This is a genomic window from Rhodophyticola porphyridii (genome assembly GCF_003688285.1).
Taxonomy (GTDB): Bacteria; Pseudomonadota; Alphaproteobacteria; order Rhodobacterales; family Rhodobacteraceae; genus Rhodophyticola; species Rhodophyticola porphyridii.
Genome location: NZ_RCNT01000005.1, coordinates 261,069 through 275,383, shown reverse-complemented (window position 1 = coordinate 275,383; position 14,315 = coordinate 261,069). Strand labels below are relative to the sequence as shown.

Here is a 14,315-nt window from a genome sequence, read left to right as displayed (position 1 = left end):
AGGATAGGGGGGCGTCGATGGCGGATGCGACCCGGTTCTTGCGCCTAACGGACGGCCAGTGTCAGGTGACGCTGGCGCGCGTTTCCCGCTGTCTCTGGCGCTGCGGATAGAGGCAGAGGATTTCCTCGGGTGCCAGATCGAGATGGGCAAGGCAGGGCCGGTCGGATAGCCCGCGGGCGATTTGCTGGGCGATGACCCGCGCCATCGGCGGCAGGGCATTCAGGGTCGGCTCACCCAGCCAGAGGCTTTCGACCCAGAGCCCGTTGGCCTGCACCAGTTCATGGGCGTCGAAGAGAAGCTGGACAACGGTGCCGGAGGTACCGGCCGGCAGCGCGGCAATGCCGCCGCCATCGGCCAGCCGGCTCGCCTGTGCGAAAACCTGCGGCTCGCCGAACAGAAGCTCGGCCATCGGTTCGCGGATCTGGATCCGTAGAGAGCCCGAAACGATCAGCGGCTGTTCGGGCCGCCCGGCCGACACCGCGCTTGCGGCAAGCTGCAGCGGAGCAGGGCCGGGGCCCGTCGCGGGTGTGCCTGCGGGCATGCGGTGGTGCAGGATCCAGCGAACGGGTTGCAATCCGTTGTCATGGGTCAGCACCATGTCCCCTTCGCGCAGGCTGTCCGCCCGGCGCAACCCGGCCCCGGTCGCCACCAGCGCGTCGGAGGCGAAACCGGGCAGATCATGCGCGGTGCATGAGCCTGCCCTGTCGGCATGGGCAGGTGCGCCCGGTACATCGTCGCCGGTCAGGTCGGCATAGCCGAGGCCCGGCACAAGCGGTCGGGAACTTGCATAGCCCACCGCCCGCCCGTCGATTTCGATCCGGTCGAGACAGATTGCCGGGCCGTCGGGCGCGCGCAGCCGTGCATAGGGGACGGCATCGACCGCGCCGCTGATCCGGGGCCTGTCGGCGGGGGTGACGATACTGGCCACGGGCGCAGGCGACGGCCCGCCGGTCGCGCCGGGGGTGACGATCATCTCGATCTCGTCCCGCCGGGGATCGAACCCGGCCCCAAGGGCGAATGTCGCCTCCCGCTGGTCATAGACGAGGGCCAGAGGATCGTAGGCGGTAAGACGAATGCGGGGCAAGGCAGTGCCTTTCAAGGTCGACTTTCGGTCTCCGATCTTTACAGGCCGATGATTAACACCTCGTTAACCGCGCCGGGGCAAAGCGCGAACATTTCGCAAAGAATTGGCGGTAATCAACCGGGGGCTTGCCGTGCCGGTTCTGCCGCGCCATACGGTTGCCCGAAATGGCCAAACAGCTCGACTATCATACGCTCCACGAGATTTTCACGCGTTTTCGCGCCTCCGAACCGGAGCCGAAAGGCGAGCTGGAGCATGTGAACGCCTACACGCTGGTCGTGGCTGTGGCCCTGTCCGCGCAGGCGACGGATGCAGGCGTGAACAAGGCCACGCGCGCGCTTTTCCAGATCGCGGACACACCGCAGAAGATGCTGGACCTCGGCGAAGAGGCGTTGATCGGTCATATCAGGACCATCGGGCTCTATCGCAACAAGGCGAAGAACGTCATCAAGCTCAGCCGCATTCTGGTGGAGCAGTATGACGGGCAGGTGCCGTCCTCTCGCGCGGCGCTGCAATCGCTGCCCGGGGTGGGGCGCAAGACCGCGAATGTGGTCCTGAACATGTGGTGGGGCTATCCCGCGCAGGCGGTCGATACGCATATCTTCCGCCTCGGCAACCGTTCGGGCATTGCGCCGGGCAAGGATGTCGATGCGGTGGAGCGCGCCATAGAAGACAATATTCCGGTGGAATTCCAGCAGCATGCCCATCACTGGATGATCCTGCACGGGCGCTACATCTGTGTGGCGCGCAAACCTAAATGCGCGGCCTGCATCATCCGCGATCTGTGCCAATTCGAGGACAAGACCTTATGAGCAAAACCTATGACGTGGTGGGCATCGGCAATGCGGTCGTCGACGTGATCTCCCATGGCGATGACAGTTTCCTGGACAATATGGGCATCACCAAGGGCATCATGCAGTTGATCGAGCGCGAACGCGCGGAGGTGCTTTACGCCGCCATGTCGGACCGGGTCCAGACGCCGGGCGGGTCAGTGGCCAACACGCTGGCGGGCCTTGGTACGCTGGGTTTGAGCACGGCCTTTGTCGGCCGGGTCAAGGATGACGCGCTTGGCCGGTTCTATGCCGACAGCATGGTGGCCGAAGGCACAGATTTTCCGAACCCGCCGGTGAACGGCGAGCATCTGCCGACGTCGCGCTCGATGATTTTCGTCTCGCCCGATGGAGAACGCTCCATGAATACCTATCTGGGCGTGTCCTCCGAATTGAGCGAGGAGGACGTGGACCCAAGTGTGATGGGCGCCGCGAAACTCCTGTTTCTGGAGGGGTATCTTTTCGACAAGGACAAGGGCAAATCCGCCTTTCTTGCCGCAGCAGCCGCATGCCGGGCGGCAGGCGGACAGGCGGGTATAACCCTGTCCGATCCGTTTTGCGTGGACCGCCACCGTGATGGCTTTCGGGCGCTGATCGAGGATGAGATGGATTTCGTCATCGGCAACGAGGCCGAATGGCTGTCGCTTTACGAAACGCACGATCTGGATGTGGCCCTGCGTGAGGCGGCGATGGTTTGCCCGACGCTGGTGTGCACCCGCTCGGGCGAGGCGGTGATCCTGCGCCGCGATGACGAGCAGGTGGAGGTGCCGGTGGAGAAGATCACCCCGGTGGATGCGACCGGCGCGGGCGATCAGTTCGCCGCCGGGTTCCTTTACGGGCTGGCCACGGAGCAGAGCCTTGAAATGGCGGGGCGCATGGGTGTTCTGGCCGCGGCCGAGGTGATCCGCCATATCGGGCCGCGCCCGCATCGCCCGCTCAGGCAGCTCTTCGCCGAAGAGGGGCTGATCCAGATCGAAGGCTAGGTCCGCACCCCGCGATTTGCTAGCAAGAGCCGGGGCCGTCACGCGCATAACCGCCGCAGTCCGTTGTTCTTGAAACAGATTTTTCGGGGTGCCGATCATGGATCGCTACATCATCCTGCGCGATGAAAACACCGCGTTGCGGCGCGGGCAGCCCTTCGGCGTACCCGGGGCGGCGGGCGAGCCTTTCAGCCGCGGCATGGCATCGACCATTCCGCCCGACCCCGTCTTCGAAACCGCCGAGATGCACAGCGCCGAGGCTCGCAGCCTTGAGCATGACCCGGGCGTGCTTCACGTCGCCCGTGCCATGCCGACCCGGCTGGTGATGCCGGTTGCCTCCGCCACGCCGGGGCCGGGCGCGGGGGATGGGCCTACATGGGGCGTGGCGCGGATCGGCGCCGCCGACAGCCCGTTTGATGGGGCGGGCGTGAAAGTGGCCGTGCTGGATACCGGCATCGATGCCACCCATCCGGCATTCCGGGGCGTGCAACTGGAGCAGCGGGATTTTTCCGGCGATGGTGACGGCGATCCGAACGGTCACGGCACCCATTGCGCGGGCACGATTTTCGGACGGGATGTGGAGGGCACGCGGATCGGCGTTGCCCCCGGGGTCGAGACGGCCCTGATCGGCAAGGTTCTGGGCGATGACGGCTCGGGCAGTTCGGAGATGCTGTTCGATGCGCTGAAATGGGCCTCCAGCAACCGGGTGCGGGTGGTCTCGATGTCGCTCGGCTTCGATTTTCCCGGATTTGCGGAGCGACTGGTCGCGGAGGAGGGCATGCCGGTGATCCTGGCCACCTCCATCGCGCTGGAGGCCTACCGGATGAACCTGCGCATGTTCGACCGGATCATGGACCTGTTTCGCGCACAGGCCGCCTTCGATGGCGGGGTGATCGTGGTGGCGGCGAGCGGCAACGAAAGCGCGCGCGAGACGAACCCGGATTTCGAGGTTTCGGCCTCCGTCCCGGCGGCGGCCGAGGGGGTCATTTCCGTCGGCGCGGTTTCGGAGGCGGGCGGCGTGCTTTCGGTTGCGCCCTTTTCCAACACCAACCCGGTGCTGAGCGCGCCGGGGGTCAATGTCCTCTCCGCCGCGACCGGGGGCGGGCTGGTGGCGCTGAACGGCACCTCCATGGCCTGCCCGCACGTGGCCGGCGCTGCCGCGCTCTGGTGGCAGGCACTGGCGGGCGCGGGCGTGCCGCTGACCAGCCGGGCGGTGGAGGCGCGGATGTTGACCAGCGCCTCGCGGGACGGGTTCGTCGAGGGCACCGATATCGCTGATCGCGGGCAGGGTCTGGTGCAGACACCCTCCGCGGCGCTTGCCTAAGCGACAGGAAGGCTTTTCCTATCAATTGTTGCAGTGACTTGCTGACTGGAATCTCTGTAACAGGGTAGCGGTGCTTTGGCAGGCCCGGGCATCCAATCCAGCCAGGCCATCGTCGCAACAACATTGCCGGAGGCCGCTACGTATGACAGACGCGCTCAACAGCTATATCTTCTACGAAATCGCCGCCCTTCTGGTGTTGGCGGCGTCGGTCGGCTTCGTCGGGCTGATGCTGCGCCAGCCGCTGATCGTGAGCTTCATCGCCGTGGGTATCCTGGCCGGGCCGTCGGTTCTGGACATCGCGCGCTCGGATATCCAGATCGATTTGCTGGCCGAGCTTGGCATTGCGGTGCTGCTGTTTCTTGTCGGGCTGAAGCTGGATCTGAACATGGTCAGAACCCTTGGGCCGGTAGCGCTGCTGACCGGGTTGGGGCAGGTGGCCTTCACCACGATCTTCGGTTTCCTGATCGGGCTGGCGCTTGGCTTCGGCTGGGTCACGAGCCTTTACATCGCGGTGGCGCTGACCTTCTCCTCCACCATCATCATCGTGAAACTGCTGACCGACAAGCGCGAACTCGGCTCGCTGCACGGGCGCATCGCGCTGGGGTTCCTGATCGTGCAGGATCTGGTGGTGGTGATGGCGATGATCGTGCTGTCGGCCATCGGTGTGGGGGCAGGCCAGGATGGCGCCTGGACCGATGTGCTGGCCGTCTTCGGCTATGGCGCGCTGATGCTGGTGGCGGTCGGGCTGTTCATCCGCTATCTCGCCGACCCGCTGGTGGAGCGGCTGTCCCGGTCACCCGAACTGCTGGTCTCTTTCGCCATCGGATGGGCGGCGATGCTGGCGGCGCTGGGCCATTATCTGGGCTTCGGCAAGGAACTGGGCGGTCTGCTGGCGGGCGTTTCGCTCGCCTCCACCCCGTTCCGGGAGGCGATTGCCGCGCGTCTGGCAAGCCTGCGCGACTTTCTGCTTCTGTTTTTCTTCATCGCCCTTGGCGCATCGCTGGATCTGTCGGTTCTGGGCGCCAGCGTCTTCGCCGCGCTGATCTTCTCCGCCTTCGTTCTGATCGGAAACCCATTGATCGTACTGGCGATCATGGGGGCCATGGGGTACCGCAAGCGAACCGGGTTTCTGGCGGGTCTAACCGTGGCGCAGATCAGCGAGTTTTCCCTGATATTCATGGCGATGGGTGTCTCCATCGGCCATGTCAGCGACGAGGCGCTCGGACTCGTCACGCTGGTCGGGCTGATCACCATCGCGGCCTCGACCTACATGATCACCTATTCTCACCAGCTCTATGACCGGGTGGAGCCGGTTCTGGGCGTGTTCGAACGCGCCTCGGCAGGCGCGATGGAGGATCGAAGCGAGGCGCCCACGCGCGCTCATGACGTCATCGTGTTCGGCCTTGGCCGCTATGGCATGGCGATCTCCCGCGAACTGGCGGAGCAGGGGCAGCGTGTTCTGGGGGTCGACTTCAATCCGGTCGCGGTCCGCTTCGCCCGCGATCAGGGCATGGATGTGGTCTATGGCGACGCGACCGACCCGGAGTTTCTGGCCCATTTGCCGCTGTCGAACGTGCAATGGGCGGTTTCGGCGGTGCCGGAGCATGACACGGGCATCACCCATGACGATCCGCGCCGCGCCCTTGTGCTGGCGCTGCGTCAGTTGGGCTTTGCGGGAAAGGTCGCGGTGGCCGTCCACAATGACAGGACGGGGGAGGCGATGCGGCTGGCCGGCGCCGATCTGGTGCTGCGCCCGTTCCAGGACGCCGCCACCCAGGCCGCGCGGCTGGTGATGGACGGCACCGCTCGCCCCGCAATCGCCGATGTAACCGACCCCGAGGGGCAGCGCGATCTGGCCTCATGAGCCGCGTTGCGGGCCCGCGGGCCTAGCCGAACTGGCCGTCGATGAAGGCGCGCGCCTCGCGGGTCTTGGCATTGGTGAACATGGTTTCCGTGGGACCGATCTCCAGAAGCCGGCCCAGATGGAAATATGCCACGCGGTCCGCGACCCTGCGGGCCTGCATCATCGAATGGGTGATGATGACGATGGCCTTGCTTTCCTTCAGCTCCAGCACCAGTTCCTCGACCTTGGCGGTCGCGATCGGGTCGATGGAGCCGGTGGGCTCGTCCATGAGCAGCACATCGGGCTGGGTGGACAGCGCGCGGGCGATGCACAGCCGCTGTTGCTGCCCGCCCGACAGATCGGTGCCCGCCTTGCGGTGCAGATCGTCCCGCACCTCCTCCCACAGATGGGCGCGGCGCAGGCAGGTTTCCACATGGCCCTCCAGCTCCGCCTTGTCGCGCATCAGCCCGTGAAGCCGGGCTCCGTAGGCGACATTGTTCCAGATTGAGGAGGGGAACGGGTTGGGCTTCTGCGCGACCCATCCGAAACGCCGGCGCAGAAGCGGCGGGTCCACGTCGGGGTGGTGAATGTCTTCGCCATCCAGCACCAATTGGCCGGTGATCCGCACGTCCCGCGTGTCGTCATGCATCCGGTTCAGGCATTTCAGCGCGGTGGATTTGCCGCAGCCGGAGGGACCGATAAAGGCCAGCGCCTCGCCGGGATGGAGATCGAAATTCACGTCGATCAGCGCCTGTTTCTCGCCATACCAGAGGTTGAGGTCGCGGATCTCCATGAATGGCGGCGTATTGCGGCCCGAGGGATGGATGACGGTGGTGGTCGTGGTGGTGTCCGTGTCAGCAGTGTCGAACATCTTGGCGCTCCTGATTTTGGTCCTGATCCTTGATCTCGAAGGTCTCACGCGGACAGAGACGGGATGTTGATCTGGATCGAACCGGGGCAAGATTTCATGAAAGTTTCACAAACCTGAGGAATCACGTCAGACTGATGTCACCTGCCTTCACTAGACAGGATCTTTGATACCCTTTTGTGACGGAGACGATCCCATGAAGAGTTTTACTGCGGCCCTGGACCGTCGCTGGGTTCTGAAGGCCATCGCCGCCACCCCGATTGCCGCGGGTCTGCCCGCTCGGGCGCGCGCGCAGGACAGCTCGGATGCGATTCTGCTCAGCATCTCGGATCTGCATTCGCCCTATGCGCGGCTTCCCGCGCTGCTGGAGGAGGTGCGCGGCATCGTGCGCGGGGCCGGCGTGCCCGTGGGCATGGTAATCAACGGCGATCTGTTCGAGCGCGGGAACGTGGCGGCCACGCGGTCCGGCGCCAGTGCGGACTGGGCGTTTCTTGAGGCTCTGGCGGCGGAACTGCCGCTGGTCGTCAATCTGGGCAATCACGAAACCGCGATCCTTGACGATATGACGGTGTTCGTGGCCCGCGCCACGGCGGCGGGCGCGCAGGTGATCGGCAATCTGGTGGACCGCCGGACGGGGCGGTTCTTTGCGCCCGTATCCACCCGTATGGGGCTGGGCGGCATCGACATCGCTCTGATGGGTGTGGGAACCGACAACCCCTTCGTCTACCGCCCGCCCGCCCGGGATACGCTCAGCCTTCTGGATCCTGTGGGCTTCGTCTCGGATGCGTTCGCCGACGCGACCGGCGGCGCCGACCTGCCGGTGCTGGTCAGCCACGCGGGCGTTATGGCGGATCGGGCGATCCTGCCGGATCTGGCGGCGGGCACGCTGATCCTCGGGGCTCATGACCATCTGGATTTTGTCCATGAGGCCGACGGGCTGAACTATCTTCACGGTGGGGCCTGGGCGCGCAACCTTGCGGTGATCGGGTTGAGCAGGACCGGCGAGGGCGTGACCGTGAGCCATGAGATGCGCGCGATCGCCCCCATGGGCGGCGACGCGGCCCTGGCCGAGACGATCGCGGCGGTGAAGGCCGAGCACCTGACCACGGGGGATACAGCCGTCATCACCGAACGGGCCGAGGCGCTGGACCTGCCCGCCTCGATCCTGCTGGCCGCCGAGGCGGTGCGCGCGGCAAGCGAGGCGGATCTGGCGGTTCTGGGTCACACGACCTTCGGCGCGCCTCTGGCCGCGGGTCCGCTGACCCGCTATGATTTCGACGCGTTTATCCGGTTCGACGGGGCGATCGCGGTGGCGGAGGTGCCGGGCGATGTGCTGGCGCAGATCATGACCCGCGCCAACCAGCATCAGGCCGGCAGTCTGGACCAGCGGACCGGCGATTTCATTCACGCCGCCGAAATCGAGATCGATCCCGCGCGCATCTACCGGCTGGCCACCAATGGCTGGACCGCCCGGAACCAGGACAGCTATCTCGGGACGAGCGATCTGGAGTTTGCCGAGACCGAGGGCATGACCCTGAAAGCTGTGGTGGCGGAGGCGCTGGCGGCCGGGCTTTGACCGGGTTCTGAACGCGCGTAGGGAGGCGCTTTGCGGGTCAGAGTTGCGGTAGGACCAGCCAGAGCGTCGCGCGCTGGCCGCTCTCCTCATCCTCGCATGTCAGCCGGACAAGCGCGGGGTCCGTGTCGGCATGAAAGAGCCGCATCGCGGCATCGGGCCGGCAGTCCGCCACCGGATCGAAGGCCGCCGGATCGAACGCATCCGCGCCGGTGCTGCCGCCACCAAGCGCATGCGGCGGCAGGATCTGCCGACCGGCGCGCAACGTATCCTCGATCCGCGCGGCCAGATCCTCGGCCGACAGGCGATAGGCGGGCCCGGACGGGATAGCGGGGTTCGGGCGGTACTCAAGGCCGGTCCGGTCGAGCGTTACCGGAACCTCGCCGGGCAGGGCGATGCGCCCCGCGCCGAGCGGCCAGGCGTCGGCACCCGCAAAAAGATCATAGGGGTTGGCCGGGTCTTGCAGGGGAAGTGTCTCGACACGCGGCGCGCCATCGGGGCCGAAGTCGATCACCCGCGCCACACCGCGAAATCCGCGGTCGTCGCCCCCGGCCAGAGAGCGATGGATCAGGAGTGTATCGGTCTGCCGGACCATGTGCAGCCCGTGATTGTCCGTGATCGTGCGCAGCAGAAACAGAGTATCGGCGTTGCGCGCGAACAGTGCATCCTCCACGGTCACGACCTGCGGCGGTGTTGCCCAGACGGGCCCCGCGGAGATCAGGGCCGCGGCGAAGAGCCTAGTCGCCCAGTTTCGCATGAACCTCGTCAAGATCGATCTCTCCGATGGGCATCTTGTTGGACGGATCTTCGAAATCATACCGGAACAACTGGAAATCGCGTTTGTAGATCTCATAGACCAGATGCATCGACAGATCGTCGAAATAGTCTTCGACCGGGTGGGCGCGCCTGGGGCCATGGCCTTCGGATTCGTTGAACCGCGGCACGGCGTCCAGCGCGACCTCATGGGCCATCGGGATCGCGTCCAGAACGGTCTGCATCCCCTCATTGAACTTTTCGGTCCAGAAAATGTGGTCGTAGCGCCCGCCATTCACGATGAAGGTCGAGATATGGCCCGACATCGCCGACCAGTGGATATCCGGGTCCATCGGGCGCCGCCAGCGAATGGTGTCGCGCGCGAACAGCAGGAAGCGCCGGAAGCTCCTGATCTGGTCGAACTCCTCCTTGCCGTCATCGCCGCCGACCTCGATCCCGTATTTCTGGATCAGCAGCGGCACCATGTTGCCGCGGTACCGCTTGCCGTTGCGCTGAACGCCGCAAATCTTGTCGAAAAAGCTGGACAGGATGCGCGTATAAGGGTTGCGCACGCAGGTGAAGGCATAGGATTTATGCGCTTTCACATTCGCCTCGATCTTGGGCTGGCTGGCGTCAAGCGCCCATTTGTGGATGCCCGCCTTGGCGTCATGGATGTCGCCATCGAAATACGCGCCCTGATCGGAGTAATACATGATCTGGCCGATTGTGGAGCAGGCGCATTTGGGCACCACGCGATAGACCACGCTTTCGCTTTCGGTCATCCAGGTTCCGGGAAAACCCATGGGCGGAGCACCTCCTACTCGATAGTCGACGCCTTATAGCGCGCTGATTGATACCGAAAAAGCAAACAACTAGGGTTTCTTCAACCGATATCAGGTATTAGTGGCACAACTATAAGGAAAGATTGAGGCTTCTGTTTCGGAAATGGCAAAGATCGCCTTCATCCTCCTATGCCACAAGGATGCGCCCGCCATCATACGGCAGGCGGAGCGTCTGACGGCGACAGGCGACTATGTGTCGATCCATTTCGACGGGCGCGCCAGCCAGGCGGACTATGCGGCCATCACCACGGCTCTGGCGGATAATCCGGGCGTCGTCTTCGCCAGAAAGCGCATCAAATGCGGTTGGGGGGAATGGTCGCTGGTGCAGGCCAGTCTGAACGCGCTGGAGGCGGCGGAGGCCGCCTTTCCCAAGGCCACGCATTTCTACATGCTGTCGGGCGATTGCATGTCGATCAAATCCGGTGCCTATGCGCGGCGCTTTCTGGACGCGGCCGACAAGGACTACATCGAAAGCTTCGATTTCTTCACCTCCGACTGGATCAAGACCGGGTTCAAGCGCGAGCGTCTGGTCTACCGGCATCTGGTCAACGAGCGGAAGAACAAGTGGCTGTTCTACCTGTTGTTCAACACGCAACGGCGCCTTGGACTGGAACGCAGTATCCCCGAGGATCTGCAAATCATGATCGGCAGCCAGTGGTGGTGCCTGCGCCGCCGCACGGTGGAGGCGGTGCTGGGGTTCTGCCGGCAGCGCCCCGATGTGATCCGGTTCTTCCGCACGACCTGGATCCCCGACGAGACGTTTTTTCAGACGCTGGTGCGCCATCTGGTGGCCGATGTGGAGATCGAGACGCGCTCGCTGACCTTCAAGATGTTTTCCGATTACGGGATGCCGGTGACGTTCTACAACGATCACTATGATCTGCTGATCAGTCAGGACTACCTTTTTGCCCGCAAGATAAGCCCCGAAGCGATGTTTCTGAAAGACCGGCTTGGCGCACTCTGGGCCTCCAGCGAAACCAATTTCTCGCTCTCTGGCGATGGGGAGAAGCTTTACACGTTCCTCACCGGTCGGGGGCGGATCGGGCGGCGGTTCGCGCCGCGCTTCTGGGAGCGGGAATCGACCCTTGGTCAGGACCGGGACCTGATGATGATCGTCTGCAAGAAATGGCATGTGGCCAAGCGGCTGCTGCATGCCGCCGAAGCCGCGACCGGGATCAGGGGGATCGAGTATCTGTTCGATGAGGCATCCTGCGCCATCCCGCATCTCGGCGGGCTGGAGCGCACATTGGAAAAGCGCAACCGCCACCGCCGCGCGGTGATGCGGATGCTGTTCGACTATTATGACACCGATCAGATGATTATCTGCCTCGATCCCAACAATATCGACCTGATGCAGGATTTCATGTCCGACCGGGCCAATGTCAAACTGCTGGAGATCCAGTGCATCTTCGACGATGCGTATCTGATCGGGCATGCCGAGCGGGTGGGGCTGGCGGCGCCGGAAACCCCGGCAAAGATCGTCGACCGGCTGCTGCCGACGCTGCGCTATGAGTTCGATTACGAATCGGTCCGGATCCGCGAGGCGGACTTCCCCAATCACCTGCGCCTGCGCCAGGATCGCCTGGCCGAGGAGAACGCCGATGTGCTGCACAGCTTTTTCGGCGGCTCGCGGGAGGTGGCCGTGGCCCTTGCGGAAACCCCAAATCTGTTCGACGACTGACCGCATGCGCAACATCCGGGTCGCGGCGAGGGGGCCGGCACCGCATGATGGCTCCGATGACGACTTATCGGGGAGAAACAGCCATGTCCGTCACTTTCGAAGCCCTGCCCACCGATCTTGTCGAGGCGCTCAGATCCGGAGCGCCGGATGCCAACGGCATGGTGGCCGAGCGGATGGTCTCCGACGGGCAGGGAATGCCCTGCCGTCACTGCCTGCGAAATGTACCTGCCGGTCGGGAGGCGCTGGTTCTGAACCACCGGCCGTTCGCCGCTCTGCATCCCTACGCGGAAAGTGGCCCGATTTTCCTCTGCGCCGACGCCTGCGCGCCCGGTGACGGGCCGGCGCCCGAGCTCCTGACCTATTCTCCGGATTTTCTTGTCAAAGCCTATAATGCAGAGGAGCGGATCATCTACGGCACGGGCGCGATCACCCCGGCTGAGGAGGTGGCCAGCCGCTGCGAGACCCTGCTGCGGGATCCCGAGGTCGCCTTCGTCGATGTGCGATCCGCGCGCAACAACTGCTTCCTGACCCGGGCGAAACGGGTCTGATCAGGCGTTGCTTGAGGTCAGCGCCACGAACACGTCTTCCAGATCGGGCTCTTCCGTCGCCACGTCGCGAATGGTGATCTTGGCCTTGCGGACGGCTTCCAGGATCGCATTGGCCGAGACTTCCGACCGGTGATAGTGGAACACCAGCGCGCCATCGTCTCGGGTCAGGCATTCCACCCCGCCCGGCACGTCGATCGGGCCCGAAGGCGCCTCGGGCGTGATGACAAGGGTCTTCGCGTCCATCCGGGCCAACAGGTTGTCCGTGCGGTCGCGGACGATCACCTCGCCATGATTGATGATCGCGATTTCGTCGCACATTTCCTGGGCTTCTTCCAGATAATGGGTCGTCAGGATGATCGTCATCCCCTCTTCGTTCAGGCGGCGGACATTGGCCCAGAGCATCTGCCGCAACTCGATATCCACGCCCGCGGTCGGTTCGTCCAGAACCAGGATCTGCGGATGATGGACGAGCGCCTTGCCCAGAAGCAGCCGCCGCCGCATCCCGCCCGAAAGCGATCTGGCATAGGCCTCGGCCTTGTCCTCCAGTCCGATCAGGCGCAGGATATCGTCCGTCCGGCGTTGTGCCTTGGGCACGCCGTAAAGCCCGGCCTGCACCTCCAGCGCGCCGCGCGGGGTAAAGAACGGATCGAGGTTCAGCTCCTGCGGCATCACCCCGATCGCGGCGCGGGACTGGCGCGGGTTCACGTCCTGATCGAAGCCCCAGATCCTGACCTTGCCCGAGGTCTTGTTGACCAGTCCGGCCAGAATATTGATCATCGTCGATTTGCCTGCGCCATTCGGACCGAGCAGCCCGAAGATCGACCCTTGGGGGATCGTCAGATCGATCCCTTTCAGCGCCTCTTTCGCCGGGCTGCTGCCGGCCGCCGCATAGGTCTTGCGCAGCCCCGTCAATTCGATCGCGTTGCCTGACATGTGGCCCCTCCTTCCCGGGCTTGCCCGAAAGGGGGCAACCTGCAATATGGACCCCGCACTTAGGCCGTAAGCCCCCGACGGGCAAGAACGAGGACGACCAGAATGACCCAGGATGCCCCTGAAACCGAGATTGTCACTCAATGGCGCGTGTCCTGTGACGGCGGGGAGGGTGCATTGGGACATCCGCGGGTCTGGTTGCAGATCCCGCCCGACCGGGGCTGGGTCGAATGCGGCTATTGCGACAAGCGATACATCCATGAGGATTTCGCGGATCAGATCGGCAAGGGCTGATGCGCCGGGCGCTGCGCCGCGTCGCGCTGGCGCCGGTGCTGATCATCTGTATGTATCTGGCCGCAGCGATCATCGGCGCCCTCATCCCGGGTCCCGTGGCGGAGATGTCCCGCGACGGGACGGAGACGGTGGAGATCGGCCTGATCGCCGGCCCGATCCATTACGATTTCCTCCTGCCGGCCACGGCGGAAAGCCGCGCCGCCCTGTCTGATGCGGAGGCCGCGGGCGTTCCCGTCCGGCACCCGCTGGTGGCGCATTTCCTGGTCGGTTGGGGCGCCCGCGCGTTCTACACCACGGCGGGCAGCTACGCAGACATCACCGGCAACGCGCTGGCCCGCGCGGTCGCTGGCGATGGCTCGGTTCTGCGGGTGGAGGCGTTGGGCATGTTGCCGCCGGGGTTCGACTACGCCCGGGTATCCCTGACGCGGGCGCAATACGACGCGCTGCTGGCGGCCATCGCCGCAACCTCCACCGGTGTGCCCGTTCCCGAGGCGAGCTTCACCGAAGCGGACGGATTTCTGGAGGCGCGGGGGCGGTTTCACATCTTTCGCACCTGCAATACCTGGATCAGCACGATGTTGCGCGCTGCAGGTGTGGAGGCCGGGATCTGGACGCCCACACCCTATGCGGTGCGCCTGTCGCTCTGGTGGCATCACGGCTGAGCCGAAGCGTCGGCGGGTCCCACATGCCCCCGACGCCGGTGCCCCGAAAAAGGCAGTCGCGCAGAGCGCGGCACTTGGGTAGAACCAAGAGCATCAGTGTGGGAGA

The 14,315-nt window shown here is 64.6% G+C and carries 14 protein-coding genes; 9 read left to right on the top strand and 5 right to left on the bottom strand.

The features are described 5' to 3' along the window. Nucleotides 1–61: 61 nt before the first annotated feature. Nucleotides 62–1,084: a Hint domain-containing protein gene (locus D9R08_RS11765; protein WP_121898231.1), complete on the bottom strand. Its 1,023-nt coding sequence runs from the start codon at nt 1,082–1,084 to the stop codon at nt 62–64. 164 nt (nt 1,085–1,248) lie between these two features. Between D9R08_RS11765 and nth the strand changes: the two genes are divergently transcribed. The 4 genes from nth (at nt 1,249) to D9R08_RS11745 (ending at nt 6,079) form a co-directional block, all read left to right on the top strand. After that, entirely contained in the window at nt 1,249–1,893 is a 645-nt protein-coding gene (gene nth, locus D9R08_RS11760; RefSeq protein WP_121898230.1) for an endonuclease III, read from the top strand. Beyond that, a complete protein-coding gene (locus tag D9R08_RS11755; protein ID WP_121898229.1) occupies nt 1,890–2,894 on the top strand; it encodes an adenosine kinase in 1,005 nt (334 codons plus the stop codon). Before nth ends, D9R08_RS11755 begins: the two co-directional genes overlap by 4 nt. 97 nt (nt 2,895–2,991) lie before the next feature. Then, nucleotides 2,992–4,215, top strand: coding sequence for a S8 family peptidase (locus tag D9R08_RS11750; protein WP_121898228.1), 1,224 nt, complete (start codon nt 2,992–2,994; stop codon nt 4,213–4,215). Nucleotides 4,216–4,357: 142 nt separating this feature from the next. Then, entirely contained in the window at nt 4,358–6,079 is a 1,722-nt protein-coding gene (locus D9R08_RS11745) for a cation:proton antiporter (RefSeq protein WP_121898227.1), read from the top strand. Between the two features lie 22 nt (nt 6,080–6,101). On the opposite strand, the gene D9R08_RS11740 is transcribed toward D9R08_RS11745, so the two are convergent. Then, nucleotides 6,102–6,851 (bottom strand): phosphate ABC transporter ATP-binding protein, encoded by a 750-nt coding sequence (locus D9R08_RS11740; protein WP_233557434.1) that lies wholly within the window; start codon nt 6,849–6,851, stop codon nt 6,102–6,104. A gap of 271 nt (nt 6,852–7,122) precedes the next feature. Here D9R08_RS11740 and D9R08_RS11735 point away from each other — a divergent pair, with 271 nt between their 5' ends. Continuing rightward, complete coding sequence (locus tag D9R08_RS11735) at nt 7,123–8,502, top strand: 5'-nucleotidase C-terminal domain-containing protein (protein WP_121898225.1); 1,380 nt, start codon at nt 7,123–7,125, stop codon at nt 8,500–8,502. Between the two features lie 37 nt (nt 8,503–8,539). Here D9R08_RS11735 and D9R08_RS11730 read toward each other — a convergent pair whose 3' ends face one another. Together D9R08_RS11730 and D9R08_RS11725 are read right to left on the bottom strand one after the other, a co-directional pair. Further along, nucleotides 8,540–9,256 (bottom strand): hypothetical protein, encoded by a 717-nt coding sequence (locus D9R08_RS11730; RefSeq protein WP_121898224.1) that lies wholly within the window; start codon nt 9,254–9,256, stop codon nt 8,540–8,542. Then, nucleotides 9,237–10,055 carry a sulfotransferase family protein gene (locus tag D9R08_RS11725; protein WP_121898223.1) on the bottom strand — a complete coding sequence of 273 codons (819 nt, stop codon included), beginning with the start codon at nt 10,053–10,055 and terminating at the stop codon, nt 9,237–9,239. Before D9R08_RS11725 ends, D9R08_RS11730 begins: the two co-directional genes overlap by 20 nt. A 142-nt stretch (nt 10,056–10,197) precedes the next feature. Here D9R08_RS11725 and D9R08_RS11720 point away from each other — a divergent pair, with 142 nt between their 5' ends. Both D9R08_RS11720 and D9R08_RS11715 read left to right on the top strand, forming a co-directional pair. After that, nucleotides 10,198–11,775, top strand: coding sequence for a DUF5928 domain-containing protein (locus tag D9R08_RS11720; protein WP_121898222.1), 1,578 nt, complete (start codon nt 10,198–10,200; stop codon nt 11,773–11,775). 83 nt (nt 11,776–11,858) lie between these two features. Beyond that, nucleotides 11,859–12,323 (top strand): DUF1203 domain-containing protein, encoded by a 465-nt coding sequence (locus D9R08_RS11715; protein WP_233557428.1) that lies wholly within the window; start codon nt 11,859–11,861, stop codon nt 12,321–12,323. On the opposite strand, the gene D9R08_RS11710 is transcribed toward D9R08_RS11715, so the two are convergent. Further along, nucleotides 12,324–13,256, bottom strand: a complete 933-nt coding sequence (locus tag D9R08_RS11710; protein WP_121898221.1) for an ABC transporter ATP-binding protein — start codon at nt 13,254–13,256, stop codon at nt 12,324–12,326. It abuts the gene before it with no gap. Nucleotides 13,257–13,358: 102 nt separating this feature from the next. Here D9R08_RS11710 and D9R08_RS11705 point away from each other — a divergent pair, with 102 nt between their 5' ends. Together D9R08_RS11705 and D9R08_RS11700 are read left to right on the top strand one after the other, a co-directional pair. After that, nucleotides 13,359–13,547 carry a zinc-finger domain-containing protein gene (locus D9R08_RS11705; protein ID WP_121898220.1) on the top strand — a complete coding sequence of 63 codons (189 nt, stop codon included), beginning with the start codon at nt 13,359–13,361 and terminating at the stop codon, nt 13,545–13,547. Further along, entirely contained in the window at nt 13,547–14,209 is a 663-nt protein-coding gene (locus D9R08_RS11700) for a DUF2459 domain-containing protein (RefSeq protein WP_121898219.1), read from the top strand. The genes D9R08_RS11705 and D9R08_RS11700 overlap by 1 nt, the downstream gene beginning before the upstream one ends. Nucleotides 14,210–14,315 lie beyond the last annotated feature (106 nt).